We start from the raw sequence: 13,754 nt of genomic DNA on the forward strand, positions 1-13,754 counted from the left end.
TGAGCCCGTGCCCGCGCGGCGAACAGAGGAACCATCCGTCCGAACCGCCGTTGGGTTCAGGAAGGTTATCACGAGGAGTTAAGCCATGCACATTCGCACAAACCGTTCCACGCCTCTGGAAGACGGCCGCGACGTGATCATAACGCTTCGCTCCCGCGCGGAGGATATTGCCGAGCGTGGTCTTGCCAGGGCAACAACGCTGGCGGACGAGGCCGGCCGCCGGGCATCCCGGTTGGGGAAGGACACAGCGCGCAAGGTTTCGAAGGGCTCGAAATCCCTCGTTGAGAATGTGCGCGATCATGTGCCCGGCATGAAACCCTCAGGGCTCGCGGCTTCGCCGGCCGCCCGGTTCGTCCGCCGCCACCCCGCCCTGCTCGTTGCCGTCGGACTGACCGCTGCGACGGTGGGATATCTCGCATGGCGCGCGCAGCAAGACACTGACGAATCAGACGATTCTTCAGAGGGTTAATAAGCGAAAACCATTCTCTGCCAAATTAAGCGAGAAAGTTTTCGAAGGCCGGAACGAACCCGTCTATAGCTCGTTTAACGGGCAGATCTGGCACCATCAGGCTATTTTAGATGCTGCTAGCCCGGTGGTGCCAGATCCCCTCCTTCGCCTCGGACAGTCAAAGGTCGCGTAGACACGCGCCGTGACGCAGCCTCGACGAGCGCCCGCATCCCTAGAAAATCTTGACATCCGCGCCCGCCTTCATCATGGCGCAAGCGGTTGCCCGTGTGATCCACAAGAGTCACGCGCCCTCTATTCACGGAATTCTGATGCCCTTTGCCGATCTCGGCCTTTCGAACGAATTGCTGCAAGCCGTCGGCGAGGCGGGGTATTCAGAGCCGACTCCGATTCAAGCGCAGGCAATTCCCTCGGTCCTGATGATGCGGGACATCATCGGTATCGCCCAGACCGGCACCGGCAAGACGGCCAGTTTCGTCCTCCCGATGATCGACATTCTGGCGCAGGGCCGCAGCCGCGCGCGGATGCCGCGCAGCCTCATTCTCGAGCCGACGCGCGAACTCGCGGCGCAGGTCGCCGAGAACTTCGAGAAATACGGCAAATATCACAAGCTCTCGATGGCGTTGCTCATCGGTGGCGTCTCGATGGGCGACCAGATCAAGGCGCTCGAAAAGGGCGTCGACGTGCTGATCGCCACGCCTGGTCGCCTGATGGACCTGTTCGAGCGGGGCAATATCCTGCTGACCGGCTGCTCACTGCTGGTCATCGACGAGGCCGACCGGATGCTCGACATGGGATTCATCCCCGATATCGAGAATATCTGCACCAAGCTCCCCGCGAACCGGCAGACGCTGCTGTTCTCGGCGACGATGCCGCCGCCGATCAAGAAGCTTTCAGATCGCTTCCTGAGCAATCCCAAGTCGATCGAGGTGGCGCGCCCCGCAACCGCCAGCGCCAACATCACCCAGATGCTCGTGCCCGTCGCCGAGCGGGCCAAGCGCGAGACGCTGCGCTCGCTGCTGCGGAGCGAGAGCGCCGAAAGCGCGATCATCTTCTGCAATCGCAAGACGATGGTGCGGGAGCTGAACAAGAGCCTCAAGCGCCACGGCTTCCGCTCCGGTGAAATCCACGGCGATATCGATCAGGCCGCGCGGATTGCGGAGCTGGATCGCTTCAAGTCCGGCGAGATTAACCTGCTGGTTGCCTCCGACGTTGCCGCGCGCGGGCTCGATATCAAGGGCGTCAGTCACGTCTTCAACTTCGATGCACCCTGGCACCCGGACGATTATGTGCACCGCATCGGCCGCACTGGCCGTGCCGGCGCGACCGGCAAGGCGTTCACCTTCATCACCAACAGCGATGCCGAAGCTGTCGAGAATATCGAAAAGCTGATCGGCACGAAAATCCCGCGCCTCGACATGGGCACGCAAGCCGTCGACGATGGTGAGGACGAAGGGCGCGGACGCGATCGTCGCGGTGGCGCGAAAGGCGCATCCAAGCGTCCGGCGAAGGCACCGGCTCGGCGTGAGCGTGGCGCCGACGCCAAGGATGATCGTGAAACCGAATCGCCCGCTCGCGAGGCACGCCCCGCGCGTGAGGATGCGCGCCCGCCGCGTGAGACCCGTGAGGATCGCCAGCCCCAGCCACGGCGCCAGGATGCCCGGTCTGACGCTGAGCGTCCCAAGGCCCCGCAGCAGCGCAATCGCGCGGATCAGGAGCCGGATGACGGATGGAACGGCCCCATGCCGGATTTCCTCTCCGTAGGCTTCAACAACTAAACCTGCCGACGATACAGACGGGAGGCTCGGGGACGCCGCAGCGCGTCTCCACGCCTGCCAATTGGCGGTGCGCAAACCGGCAATTTCGGTGCTATCCGACACTCAGGTCGCTATCGCAACGCGACGCGCCACCAACACGCAAAACCCGATTGCAATCGGCGCGGGCCTTGCCTATAGGCAGCCCTCCCTGGGGGCTGTAGCTCAGTTGGGAGAGCGCGTCGTTCGCAATGACGAGGTCAGCGGTTCGATCCCGCTCAGCTCCACCAGGGATTTTTCTTCCAGCCACGCTATCGCTCCCTCCCCGGCTTAAGCCGCGCGGCGGGAAGACGCATTTTCTGTGGACCGGTCCGCCTTTTTGGGGTTGCCACTCCGGCCATCCCACGGCATAGGCGCCGGACCTGATGACGGCTCCGCAACGGACCGACATGGATGGCCCCTTCGTCTAGCGGTTAGGACGCGGCCCTTTCACGGCTGAAACACGGGTTCGATTCCCGTAGGGGTCACCACTCAGACTTTCCCACATTATCAAGCGTAGCATTCCCCTAGTCGCGCCAGCGTCACTCCGCCGGGGCCATGGCGGTCGATGGGCCATTTGCCTCTTCCAGCGCCGCCAGATCGCCGCGCGCCCGTGCCTGCCGGCCGTAGACCAGCTCAAACAGCGGGCCCGCCATCACCGTCGTGACGATGGCCATGAGGACCAGCATCGCGAACAGCGTCGGACCGATAATACCCTTTTGCAGGCCGATGTTGATGATGATGAGTTCCATCAGCCCCCGGGCGTTCATCAGCGCGCCGATGCCCAGCGCCGTGCGATGATCCTCGCCCGCCAGCCGCGCGGCGGCCCAGCAGGCCCCGAATTTGGCGATCACCGAGACGAGCAGAATGGCCAGCGCCGTCAGGAGCAGCGGCACGGAGTTCACCATGTCCATCCGCGTGTTCAGGCCGGAATAAGTAAAGAACATCGGCAACAGCAGCACCACCACCAGCGGCTCGACCTTGCGCTTGATTTCCAGCGCAATCAGCCCGCGCGGCATACAGGCGCCGAGCAGGAAACCGCCGAAGATTGCGTGTATGCCGATCGCGTCCATGAGAAACGCCGACAGGCTGAACAGCGCAAGGACGATGGCGAGCACCGTCATGCTTATGCCGCCCTCCGCCTCAACGAAACGCCCGAGCGGGACGAGTAGCCGACGGCCCCACATCAGCATGAACCCCGCATAGAGCAGCGCGCCGACAATGGCGATCACCGCGACCCCCGGCCCGGCGCCGAAGGTCGCCAGCACGACCGCGAGCACGCACCAGGAGGCGGCATCGTCAAAGGCGCCCGCCGTCAGCGAGAGCGTGCCCAGCGACGTGTTGGCGAGGCCGCGCTCGTTGATGATCCGCGCCAGCATGGGAAAGGCTGTGAGCGCGATGCACGCGCCGAGGAACAAGGTGGCGCTCCCCCGCCCCACCCCGGCCGTGAACAGCCCGTCGATCGTCAACAGCCAGGGGGTGATCACCGCCGCCAGCATGAACGGCACGGCGATGCCCGCGGCCGACACCGCGCCGGCGGCGCGCGCCTTCGAGCGGACGTGATCGAGCCGGAGCGTCAATCCAACCAGAAACATATAGAGGCCTACGCCAAGCTGCGCGCCGACATAAAGGACGTTGCTGGTTTCGTTGGGGAAAATCGCGGCTTGCAGATCGGGCACGAACAGGCCGAAGAGCGACGGACCCAGCACGACGCCGGCGATCATTTCCCCGACCACCTGCGGTTGCCGGAACAAGGTGCGGCCGAGCCATCCAACCACCCGGCACGTCACAAGGATGACGGCGATCTGCAGGAAGAAGTGCACGCTGTAGTCGGATGGCGTGAAGCTCACAGCGGATTGAACGGCGGGGCCGTGGGGCGTCAAGACGCGGCCCAATTCATCCCAAAGCGATTGCTGCATCGCGCCCTGCTCCATGTGTCCTCCCCGATGGCCCGCTTGTCCCGCGCCTGACCAGAAGCTACCATGGTAGCGTTATCATTGGAAGCGAGGACTGCAGCGCCTGTGAATGGCCAACTGGCGCGTCTGGCCCAACAAAACGCGGCTACGCGCTGCCTATAGATTGTCCGGCGAGCTGGGGAGGCATCGGAAATCCGGCGATACAAAAACTTCCCGAGCGCAGCCGCACCCCGTTGCCTTTGCGCGCCCGGCCTCATATGTCGGAGTAATAAAGGGAGTCCCTCATGTCCGAATTCCGCTCGATCACTGCCGAAACCGGTGCGCCTTATGGTGATCCACTTCCCGTCCACGGCCCGCAGGATGTCGCTGCGGCCTGCGCTGCTGCCGAGGCGGCCTTCGAGGTCTATCGTGCGACGAGCCGCGAAGATCGTGCGCGCTTCCTGGAGCGTTGCGGCGAGGAGATCATGGCGCTGGGCGATGGCCTGATCGAAACCGCCATGCGCGAGAGCGGCCTGCCGCGCGCCCGGCTCGAAGGCGAGCGTGGACGCACCGTGGGACAGCTGCGCATGTTCGCCGATGTCGTGCGCAAAGGCTGGTGGCAGCAGTTGCGCGTCGATCCGGCGATGCCCGAGCGGCAGCCCCTGCCCCGTCCCGATCTGCGGATGCGGATGATCCCGCTCGGCCCGGTGGCGGTGTTCGGTGCCTCCAACTTCCCCCTCGCCTTCTCGACTGCTGGTGGCGACACGGCCTCTGCGCTCGCGGCGGGTTGCCCGGTCGTCGTCAAGGGCCACCCGGCCCACCCGATCACGGCCTCGCTGATGGCGCAGGCGCTGACGGCGGCGGTGAAGGCCTGCGATCTCCCGACGGGCGTGTTCAGCCAGATCATGGGGCCGTCGCACGAACTCGGCGCCGCGCTCGTCCAAGACCCCCGCATCACGGCGGTCGGCTTCACCGGCTCGCGCGCTGGCGGCCTCGCGCTGGTCAAGTTGGCGCAGGCCCGCCCGGTTCCGATCCCGGTCTATGCAGAGATGTCGAGCATCAATCCGGTGCTGCTGCTGCCGCAAGCCCTCAAGGCGCGCGGCGCTGCGCTGGGCACCGCCTTCGTTGGCTCGCTGACGATGGGCGCCGGCCAGTTCTGCACTAATCCGGGCCTGCTGATCGCCATGGAGGGCGACGGGCTCGATGCCTTCATTGCCAGCGCAACCGAGGGCGTGGCAACGGCCGCCCCACAGACCATGCTCACCACCGGCATTCGCGATGCCTATGGGAAAGGCGTTGCGGCGCTAACCGATCATGAGGCCGTCGAGACATTGGCCAGTGGCGATCCCGGTGAGGGCACGAGCGGCGGCGCCATCTTGTTCCAGACCAGCGCGCAGGCTTTCCTCGCCAATCCCGATCTCGCCGACGAGGTTTTCGGCGCCAGCGGCATTCTGGTGCGCTGCGCCGATGAGGCCGAGGTCATGGCGATCCTCAAGGCGCTCGAAGGTCAGCTCACCGCAACGCTCCATATGGACGCCGAGGATGAGCCGGTTGCTGCGCGGCTGTTGCCGGTGCTGGAGCGCAAGGTGGGGCGTATCCTCGCCAATGGCTGGCCGACCGGTGTGGAGGTCTGCCACGCCATGGTCCATGGCGGCCCCTTCCCGGCCACGTCGGACGGGCGCACCACCTCGGTGGGGAGCCTCGCCATCGATCGCTTCCTGCGGCCGGTGAGCTACCAGAATCTCGCCCAGTCGGTGCTGCCAGAGCCGCTGCGCGATACCGCGCTGGGGGATGGCATCCCGCGCCTGTATGATGGCACTTTGCTCGCCGGTCGCTGAGGCCGGCAATCCCCGACGAGACAGCACGAACCGGCGCCCGCGCGGCGCATGAGGAATGGAAGAGGACGTCCAATGGCCACGCGTTTGCTGCAACATCAGGCACCTTCCGGCGCGCGATCCGTGATCCTCGCCGTGGATGATGAGGCCTGGCTGCTGCAGGGCAGCAGCAGCATCCGGGCACTTGCGCAGGACGCTCTCGCGCGGCGTCAGTCCCTGCTGGAGACCGTGCAGCATTATGCCAAAGGTGCCTCTGTGGATCTCGCCGCCGCCTTCTCGGCCGGCGAATTGCTCGCGCCGATCGATCATGAAGACCCGGCCCATCTGCTGATGACCGGCACCGGTCTTACCCATCTCGGCTCCGCGGAAGGGCGGGACAAGATGCACAAGCAGGCGCTGCAGGCCGAAACGCTGACAGACTCGATGCGCATCTTCCTGGAAGGGCTGGAAGGCGGCAAGCCCGCGCCGGGTGAGGTCGGCCAGCAGCCGGAATGGTTCTATAAGGGCGATGGCTCGCAACTGGTCGGACCGCACCAGCCGCTCGACATGCCAGCCTTCGCGCAGGATGGCGGCGAGGAGCCGGAACTGGCCGGCCTCTACATCATCGATGCAGACGGCAAGCCGTGGCGGCTCGGCTTCGCGCTTGCCAATGAGTTCAGCGATCATGTGACCGAGCGGCACAATTATCTCTGGCTCGCCCACTCCAAGCTCCGCAAGGCCGCGCTCGGGCCGGAATTGCTGCTCTGTCCGGCGCCAGCGCATATCGAGGGGACCAGCCGCATCCTCCGGGGGGATGACGTGATCTGGGAGAAGCCCTTCCTCTCGGGCGAGGCGAACATGTCCCACAGCATCGCCAATCTCGAGCATCATCACTTCAAATATGCGCTCTTCCGCCGGCCGGGTGACCTGCACGTGCATTTCTTCGGCACGGCCACTTTGTCCTTCAGTGATGGCGTGAGCGCGCAGGAAGGTGACGTGTTCGAGATCAGCGCGGCGCCCTTCACGCTGCCGGTCTCCAACCCGCTCACGCGCATGGCAGAAACCCGCGTCAGCCCGGGCGTGCTGTAATGAGCGCCAGCCCCATTCGCATCGCCCTGCAGGGCGTGGGCAAGATCGCGCGCGACCAGCATTTTCCCGCCATTGCCGCCAATCCCGATTTCGCGCTGACCGCGACCGTCAGCCGCCATCCCGCCGGCTTGGACGATATCCCCCATTTCAGCGACCTCGAGGCGCTGATCGCCCATGGCCCGGCGGTGGATGCGATCGCGCTCTGCACACCGCCGCAGGTGCGCTATGCGCTCGCCGCCCGTGCCATCGAGGCCGGTTTGCATGTGTTTCTGGAAAAGCCGCCCGGCGCCACCCTGTCGGAAGTCATTGCGCTGCAAGGTCTGGCGGAGGCGGCCGGCGTCACCCTCTTCGCCTCCTGGCATTCGCGCTATGCCGCCGGTGTAGAGCCAGCCCGCCAATGGCTGGCCGAGCGGCGGATCGAGCATGTGTCGATCATCTGGCGCGAGGATGTGCGCGTGTGGCATCCGGGGCAGGACTGGATCTGGCAACCCGGTGGCCTTGGCGTGTTCGATCCCGGCATCAATGCGCTGTCGATCCTCACGCAGATCCTGCCCAACCCGGTGTTCCTCAAGGATGCCACGCTGCAATTCCCCGAGAACCGGGCGGCGCCGATCGCCGCCGATCTGCGCTTGTCCGACACGCTAGACACGCCGATCCACATGGATCTCGACTGGCGCCAGACCGGGCCGCAGAGCTGGGACATCATCGTAGAGACCGACGCCGGCACTGTGCATCTGGCCAAAGGTGGCGCCGTGCTCTCCCTGCCCAAGGGCACGGTCGAGAGCCCCGATGTCGAATATCCCGGCCTCTATGCTCGCTTCGCCGAGCTGGTGCGCGATGGGCGCAGCGATGTCGACACCGCGCCGCTTTGCATCGTCGCCGACAGTTTCCTGCGCGGCCAGCGCGTGCAGGTGGAAGCCTTCGAGGATTGAGCCGGAAAATCTGACTGTAAGGGGTTGCCGAATCCTGATCGGCCAATCATGATAACGCTACCAACAAAGAGTGGGGAGAGGACGATGAGCGTGTGCGGCGCGCGGCGGGGCTTGGGATATGCCCGACCTGTTCTGGCGCTCGGCTGTCTGCTTACGGCCAGCGGCGCATTGGCCGCCCCTCAGCTTTCCCCGGTCTGGACGGATCAGGCCGTCATCCAGCGCGACGCGCCTATCGTCATCGTGGGAACCGCCGCCCGAGGCGAGACAATCCGCGCCACTCTCGGCAGTGAACAGGCCGCAGCCACGGCGGATGCCAATGGCGCCTTCACCCTACACTTCCCTCCACGCCCGGCCAGCGAAACACCGCTGACGCTTCAGCTCTCGGGCGCGGATGGCAATGCTGTGACGGTGCGCGATCTGCTGGTCGGCGATGTGTGGCTGTGCTCGGGCCAGTCCAATATGGAGTTCCCGCTCGCACGGGCCTTGAACGGCCCGATGGTGGTGATGCAGTCGGGCGATCCCGGCCTGCGCCTGCTGCAAATTCCCAAGGCGACCGCCAGCCTGCCCGCGCCGCGCTTCGGGAGCCCGACGGCATGGACAGCCGCGACGCCGCAATCGACGCCGGAATTCTCCGCTGCCTGCTACTTCATGGGCAAGGCGTTGCGGGCGCAGCAACAGATCCCCATCGGCCTCATCCATGCGAGCTGGGGCGGCTCGCGGCTGCGACCCTGGCTCACACCGGATGCCGCCGAAGCGCTGGACGGCAAGGACGATCTGGCAATGCTGCGCCAACATGCCACCGATCCGCTCGGCGCCGTCACCGCCTTCGCCCCGCAATGGGAGCGCTGGTATCGGGACGAAGCCGAGAAGAGCGAGCCCTGGCGCAAGCCGGATATCCTCAGTTGGCAGGATGTGCCCGCCATCGGCGTGTGGAACGACTGGACAGGCACGCGGCTCGCGAAGGATGCCACCGGCACCGTCTGGCTGCGCCGCACCGTGCGGCTGACCGGCGCACAGGCCAGGGCCGGCGCGACGCTGGAACTGGGCATCATCGACGACATGGACATGACCTTCGTCAACGGCCGCGCGGTGGGCAATACGTTCAGCTGGGACGAGGCCCGCCGCTATGCCGTCCCGCCTGCTTTCCTCCATGCGGGCGATAATGAGATCATGGTCGCGATCAGCAACAGCTGGGACAAGGGCGGCTTCACCACCGGCCCGGAACGGTTGAAGTTGGCCATCACCGGCGGTGCTGAGATCCCCCTCGCGCAAGGCTGGCGCTACAGCATCGCCCCCGTCCCCAGCTTCCCGCCGCGCCCGCCATGGGACGGCAATGGCGGCCTCGGCATCATGCACAATGCCATGGTCGCGCCCCTCGGGGAGATCGCCCTGCGCGGGGCTGCCTGGTATCAGGGCGAGAGCGACGTCGACGTGCCCGGCTATGCCCGCCGCCTCGCCGCGCTTGCCGCAGGATGGCGTCACCAGTTCGGCAAGGACCTGCGCATGCTGGTGGTGCAGCTTGCCAATTACGGGCCAGCGCAGTTCGCACCGGCGACATCCGGTTGGGCGACCATTCGCGAGGACCAGCGCGCCTTCGTCAGCGCTGATGCCAATGCCGCCTTGGTGACCGCCATCGACATTGGCGAGCGCACCGATATCCACCCTGCCAACAAGGCGCTGCTCGGCGCTCGCTTGGCCATGGCCGCGCAGGGAACGCCTTTGCCGATGCCCATGCAAGCCTTGCGCACGCGGGGGCGGATCAGGATCAGCTTCTCAGGCATTGAGGGCAGCCTCGCCGCATGGAGCGCCGCTGCGCCCATCGGCTTCGAGCTATGCGGCGATACGCAGGAGAACTGCCGCTATGCGCAGACGCGCATCTCGGGAGCGGACGTGTGGCTCGAGGACGATGGCCGCGCCGCCAGCCGGGTGCGCTATGCGTGGGGCGACAGTCCCATTGTTAACCTGTTCGATGGCCGCGCGCTGCCCGTTCCCGGTTTCGAGCTGCCGATCCGCAGCGAGGTGCAGCCCTGACACGAGATCATTCGCACTGAAGACATTCAAATAGGGGAGAGAGACTTTGAGATTTGCAACATTGGCCCTGCTGGCCACAGCCATGAGCATCCCGGCCTTCACCGCCGCGACCACGCCCGCCGCCGCGCAGGCTCGCGCCGGCGATCCGGTCGAGGTGCGGATCGACGCAACCAAGCCGGGCGCGACGATCAGCCGCGACATCTTCGGCCAGTTCGCCGAGCATCTTGGCACCGGCATCTATGGCGGCGTGTGGGTCGGCAAGGATAGCAAGATCCCCAATGTCCGCGGCATCCGTACCGATGTCGTCAACGCCCTGCGCGCCATTCGTACCCCGCTGGTGCGTTGGCCTGGCGGCTGCTTTGCGGACGAATATCATTGGCGCGACGGCGTGGGCCCGGCCAAGAACCGCCGCAGCTCGATCAATTCCAACTGGGGCGGCTCGGTCGAGACCAGCGCTTTCGGCACGGACGAGTTCATGGATTTCGTCGGCCAGGTCGGCGCCGAGGTCTACCTCAACGTCAATGTCGGCTCAGGAACGGTGAAGGAAGCTGCGGACTGGGTCGCCTATATGACCGCAGATCCCACCACATCCGCCGGCAAGGAGCGCGCCGACAATGGCCACCGCGAGCCTTACAAGATCAAATATCTCGGCCTCGGCAATGAGAGCTGGAGCTGTGGCGGCGCGATGCGGCCGGAATTCTATGCCGACCAGATGAAGCTCTATGCGCGCTTCGTGCGCAACTATCACCCCGAGCAGGGTGAAGGCAAACCCGATGCCATGTTGCGCGTCGCCGTCGGGCCGGGCGATGACAATACCGCCTACACCGAGGAGGTGATGAAGACCTGGAAGCAGCACGACTGGGCCTGGTCGATCGAGAGCCTTTCGCTCCACCGCTACACGACCGGCGGCTGGCCGCCCTCCTACCCCAGCGACGCCTTCGATGAGGGCGCCTATGCCCGGCTGGTCAAGGAAACGCTTGGGATGGACGGCTTTATCAAGGCCAATGCGGCGGTGATGGACAAATATGATCCCGAGAAGAAGGTCTCGCTCGCCATCGATGAATGGGGCGTGTGGCTCAAGCCCCTGCGCGGCACCAATCCCGGCTTCCTTCAGCAGCAGAACTCGCTGCGCGACGCCATCATCGCGGCGCTCAACATCAACATCTTCGCCCGCCATGCGGACCGGGTGAAGCTGACCAACATCGCGCAGATGATCAACGTGCTGCAGGCGATGATCCTCACCGATGAAGAGAAGATGGTGCTCACGCCCACCTATCACGTCTTCAAAATGTATGTGCCTTTCCAGGATGCGACCTTCATTCCGGTCAATTTCCAGGCCGGAACGTACCAGCATGGAGACATCACCCTGCCGCGCATCGATGCCGTTGCCGTGAAGGACAAGCAGGGCAAATACTGGCTGGCACTGACCAATGTCGACACCCAGCGCGCGGCGCCGGTGACGGTGAACGTCGCAGGGCTGAACGTGCGCTCGGCGCGCGGCGAGGTGCTGACCGCGCCAAAGGTGGACAGCATCAACAGCTTCGCCGCCCCCAATACCGTCAGCCCCAAGCCGATTGCGGGCAGCGTGCGCGGTGGCAAGCTGACGATCGACATGCCAGCTAAGTCCGTCGCGGTGATCGCGCTGGAACCCTGATGAAGAAGCCGCGCGGGCGCGCATGATCGCGCCCGCGCCAGCCCTCCTGTTGCCACAAGGCCCCAAGTCCCGCTAATTGAGCCTCCAGCAACGTCCAGACGATCTGGCGGCAACAGGGGCATGACTATCAGCACGCAGGACAACAGCACGGCCGGGAACGGAGGTTTAGGCGACACCCCGACCGGGCTCCCCCGCTCGGCCAAGGGATCGGGCCGGCGGCTCCGCGGGGCTGTGGCTCATTATCTCGGCTCGGCCATCGTCTCCGGACGGATCGCGCCGGGCGAGCGGCTGACGGGCGAGATTGAGAATGCCGAGGCGCTGGACGTTTCCCGCAGTGCCTATCGCGAGGCCATTCAGGTGCTGACCGCCAAAGGGCTGGTGGAAAGCCGCCCCAAGGCTGGCACGCGCGTACTGCCGCGCAGTCACTGGAACCTGCTCGATCCGATGGTGCTGGCCTGGGCGTTCGGCGGCGAGCCGGATGTGAATTATGTGCGCGACCTGTTCGAGCTGCGGGCAATCGTCGAGCCAGAGGCGGCGCGCCTCGCCGCCAAGCGGCGGGATCGCAATGATGTTGCCGCGATGAAGGATGCGCTGACCCGAATGCGCCGCTTCACGCTGGCCACCGAGCAAGGGCGGGAAGCGGACCGGGATTTCCACAGCGCCTTGCTTGCCTGCACCGGCAACGCCGTGTTGATGACGCTCAGCGCCAGTATCGGTGCGGCGGTTAACTGGACGACGCAGTTCAAGCAGCGGTCCGTCGGCCTTCCGCGCGACCCGGTGCCCGATCATATGCGCGTGTACGATGCGATTGCCGCCGGGGACGCAGATGCGGCAGCGGACGCCATGCAGGTTCTCGTGCAGCTCGCCCTCGATGACACACGGGCGGCGATGCAGCGTCCTGCGGACGGCGAGACAGGCGACCTCCCGTGAGGCTTCCGAACGCAGATCGGCCCCGCCAACCGCCGGCTCGATTGAGCCAGCGATGGACGGGGCCGGCGCGATCCTGACTTAGGCGCCGTCGACCGCCTTGCTGACCAGCACATGGACTTCCACGCGACGGTTCTGGGCTTTGCCTTCCGGCGTGGAGTTATCAGCGACCGGATCGGAAAGCGACATGCCGGCCGGGGCGAGCATGCGGTATGGCTTCCACTTGCAGGTCTGCTGCAGATAATTGAGCACGCTCGCCGCGCGCTTCTCGCTCAGCGTCTGGTTGAATTCCGGGTCGCCGGTCGAGTCCGTGTAGCCGACCACGAGCAGCAGGGCATTCTCGGTGGCCTCAGCCTGCGCGGCAGTGGCGCAGAGGTTCTGCTTGGCCATCGGCGAGAGCACCGCCTTGCCGGTGTCGAAGTTCACGTTGGTCGTGCTCTTAATGTTGTACTTGTCGATATCGCCCATGCGGGCGCGCAGGGCGTCCGTGGCGGCCGTCTGCTCCTCAAAGCGCTGCGAGGTGCCGTTGCGGATCATTTCGGCCGTGCGCAGATCGCGGTTCTTGAGGTCGATCTTGCTGGCGACCAGACCGCCGCCGCCCTGCAGCGTGTCGACCTTGACCGGCAGGCCGTTCAGGAGCTGATCGGCACCCAGCTGATCGCGATTGAGGCCAAGGAAGCCGCCGCTGGCGGTAATGCGGGTCGAGCTGTTAACGGTAACCGTATTGCGCGTGCCATCGGTCGAGGTGATCTGCAGCTGGTCGCCATTACGCGCAGAGATGATCCCCTCGATCTCCGGGCCGGCCGTCATCTGGGCGGAATCGGTGTAAACCGTCGTCGAGACATCCGCCTCAGGGGCGGTTTCGGTCTGCGCGAGCACGCTGCCGGACGCCACGCCGGTCATCAAGGCCAGCGTCATAAGAAGCTTGGAACTGGTGGAAAGGGTATTCATTGCGTTTCTCCTACTCGTCGATCGGCTGGGGTCTGCAGGATCGCAGCATCATCCGACCGCCGCTCGCGAGGTGCGTATTCGACTGTCAGAAACCCCTCCGTCATGAACTCTCCGAACCTTTCAATGCGGCGCAGGAAGCACCACGAGTTCCTGCGTGTTCAGGGGAACCTTGCGCATAGATGAACGGTTCCCCTCCCCCCAC

At 65.3% G+C, this 13,754-nt stretch carries 10 protein-coding genes and 2 tRNA genes; 10 read left to right on the top strand and 2 right to left on the bottom strand.

Annotated elements, in window-relative coordinates; genetic code table 11:
• The first annotated feature begins 85 nt into the window (after nt 1–85).
• From M2335_RS11690 to M2335_RS11705, 4 genes are all read left to right on the top strand, one after another.
• A complete protein-coding gene (locus M2335_RS11690) occupies nt 86–469 on the top strand; it encodes a hypothetical protein (protein WP_264594796.1) in 384 nt (127 codons plus the stop codon).
• A 308-nt stretch (nt 470–777) separates the two neighbouring features.
• On the top strand, nt 778–2,244 hold the full coding sequence (locus tag M2335_RS11695) for a DEAD/DEAH box helicase (RefSeq protein ID WP_264594797.1): 1,467 nt from the start codon (nt 778–780) through the stop codon (nt 2,242–2,244).
• Nucleotides 2,245–2,434: 190 nt separating this feature from the next.
• A tRNA-Ala gene (locus M2335_RS11700) sits at nt 2,435–2,510 on the top strand.
• Nucleotides 2,511–2,675: 165 nt separating this feature from the next.
• Nucleotides 2,676–2,750, top strand: a tRNA-Glu gene (locus tag M2335_RS11705).
• Between the two features lie 51 nt (nt 2,751–2,801).
• On the opposite strand, the gene M2335_RS11710 is transcribed toward M2335_RS11705, so the two are convergent.
• Nucleotides 2,802–4,178, bottom strand: a complete 1,377-nt coding sequence (locus M2335_RS11710) for a cation:proton antiporter (protein WP_264594798.1) — start codon at nt 4,176–4,178, stop codon at nt 2,802–2,804.
• A 281-nt stretch (nt 4,179–4,459) separates the two neighbouring features.
• On the opposite strand from M2335_RS11710, the gene M2335_RS11715 reads away from it, so the two are divergent.
• The 6 genes from M2335_RS11715 to M2335_RS11740 all read left to right on the top strand — a co-directional run bounded on the left by M2335_RS11715 (nt 4,460) and on the right by M2335_RS11740 (nt 12,604).
• Entirely contained in the window at nt 4,460–5,992 is a 1,533-nt protein-coding gene (locus M2335_RS11715) for an aldehyde dehydrogenase (NADP(+)) (protein ID WP_264594799.1), read from the top strand.
• A gap of 72 nt (nt 5,993–6,064) precedes the next feature.
• Entirely contained in the window at nt 6,065–7,057 is a 993-nt protein-coding gene (araD1, locus tag M2335_RS11720) for an AraD1 family protein (RefSeq protein ID WP_264594800.1), read from the top strand.
• Entirely contained in the window at nt 7,057–7,989 is a 933-nt protein-coding gene (locus M2335_RS11725) for a Gfo/Idh/MocA family protein (RefSeq protein WP_264594801.1), read from the top strand. Before araD1 ends, M2335_RS11725 begins: the two co-directional genes overlap by 1 nt.
• An 84-nt stretch (nt 7,990–8,073) precedes the next feature.
• Entirely contained in the window at nt 8,074–10,020 is a 1,947-nt protein-coding gene (locus tag M2335_RS11730) for a sialate O-acetylesterase (RefSeq protein ID WP_264594802.1), read from the top strand.
• Nucleotides 10,021–10,066: 46 nt separating this feature from the next.
• On the top strand, nt 10,067–11,674 hold the full coding sequence (locus M2335_RS11735; protein ID WP_264594803.1) for an alpha-N-arabinofuranosidase: 1,608 nt from the start codon (nt 10,067–10,069) through the stop codon (nt 11,672–11,674).
• A gap of 120 nt (nt 11,675–11,794) precedes the next feature.
• Nucleotides 11,795–12,604, top strand: a complete 810-nt coding sequence (locus M2335_RS11740) for a FadR/GntR family transcriptional regulator (protein WP_264594804.1) — start codon at nt 11,795–11,797, stop codon at nt 12,602–12,604.
• 78 nt (nt 12,605–12,682) lie between these two features.
• On the opposite strand, the gene M2335_RS11745 is transcribed toward M2335_RS11740, so the two are convergent.
• Nucleotides 12,683–13,552, bottom strand: a complete 870-nt coding sequence (locus M2335_RS11745; RefSeq protein WP_264574834.1) for an OmpA family protein — start codon at nt 13,550–13,552, stop codon at nt 12,683–12,685.
• Between the last annotated feature and the right edge of the window lie 202 nt (nt 13,553–13,754).

Origin of the sequence: Sphingobium sp. B12D2B (assembly GCF_025961775.1) — a bacterium.
GTDB lineage: Bacteria > Pseudomonadota > Alphaproteobacteria > Sphingomonadales > Sphingomonadaceae > Sphingobium.

What these genes read in the sequence shown, in the direction of transcription:
- M2335_RS11690 (WP_264594796.1), top strand. Translation starts at nt 86, where the DNA reads ATGCACATTCGCACAAACCGTTCCACGCCTCTGGAAGACGGCCGCGAC.
- M2335_RS11695 (WP_264594797.1), top strand. Translation starts at nt 778, where the DNA reads ATGCCCTTTGCCGATCTCGGCCTTTCGAACGAATTGCTGCAAGCCGTC.
- M2335_RS11710 (WP_264594798.1), bottom strand. Translation starts at nt 4,178, where the DNA reads ATGCAGCAATCGCTTTGGGATGAATTGGGCCGCGTCTTGACGCCCCAC.
- M2335_RS11715 (WP_264594799.1), top strand. Translation starts at nt 4,460, where the DNA reads ATGTCCGAATTCCGCTCGATCACTGCCGAAACCGGTGCGCCTTATGGT.
- araD1 (WP_264594800.1), top strand. Translation starts at nt 6,065, where the DNA reads ATGGCCACGCGTTTGCTGCAACATCAGGCACCTTCCGGCGCGCGATCC.
- M2335_RS11725 (WP_264594801.1), top strand. Translation starts at nt 7,057, where the DNA reads ATGAGCGCCAGCCCCATTCGCATCGCCCTGCAGGGCGTGGGCAAGATC.
- M2335_RS11730 (WP_264594802.1), top strand. Translation starts at nt 8,074, where the DNA reads ATGAGCGTGTGCGGCGCGCGGCGGGGCTTGGGATATGCCCGACCTGTT.
- M2335_RS11740 (WP_264594804.1), top strand. Translation starts at nt 11,795, where the DNA reads ATGACTATCAGCACGCAGGACAACAGCACGGCCGGGAACGGAGGTTTA.
- M2335_RS11745 (WP_264574834.1), bottom strand. Translation starts at nt 13,552, where the DNA reads ATGAATACCCTTTCCACCAGTTCCAAGCTTCTTATGACGCTGGCCTTG.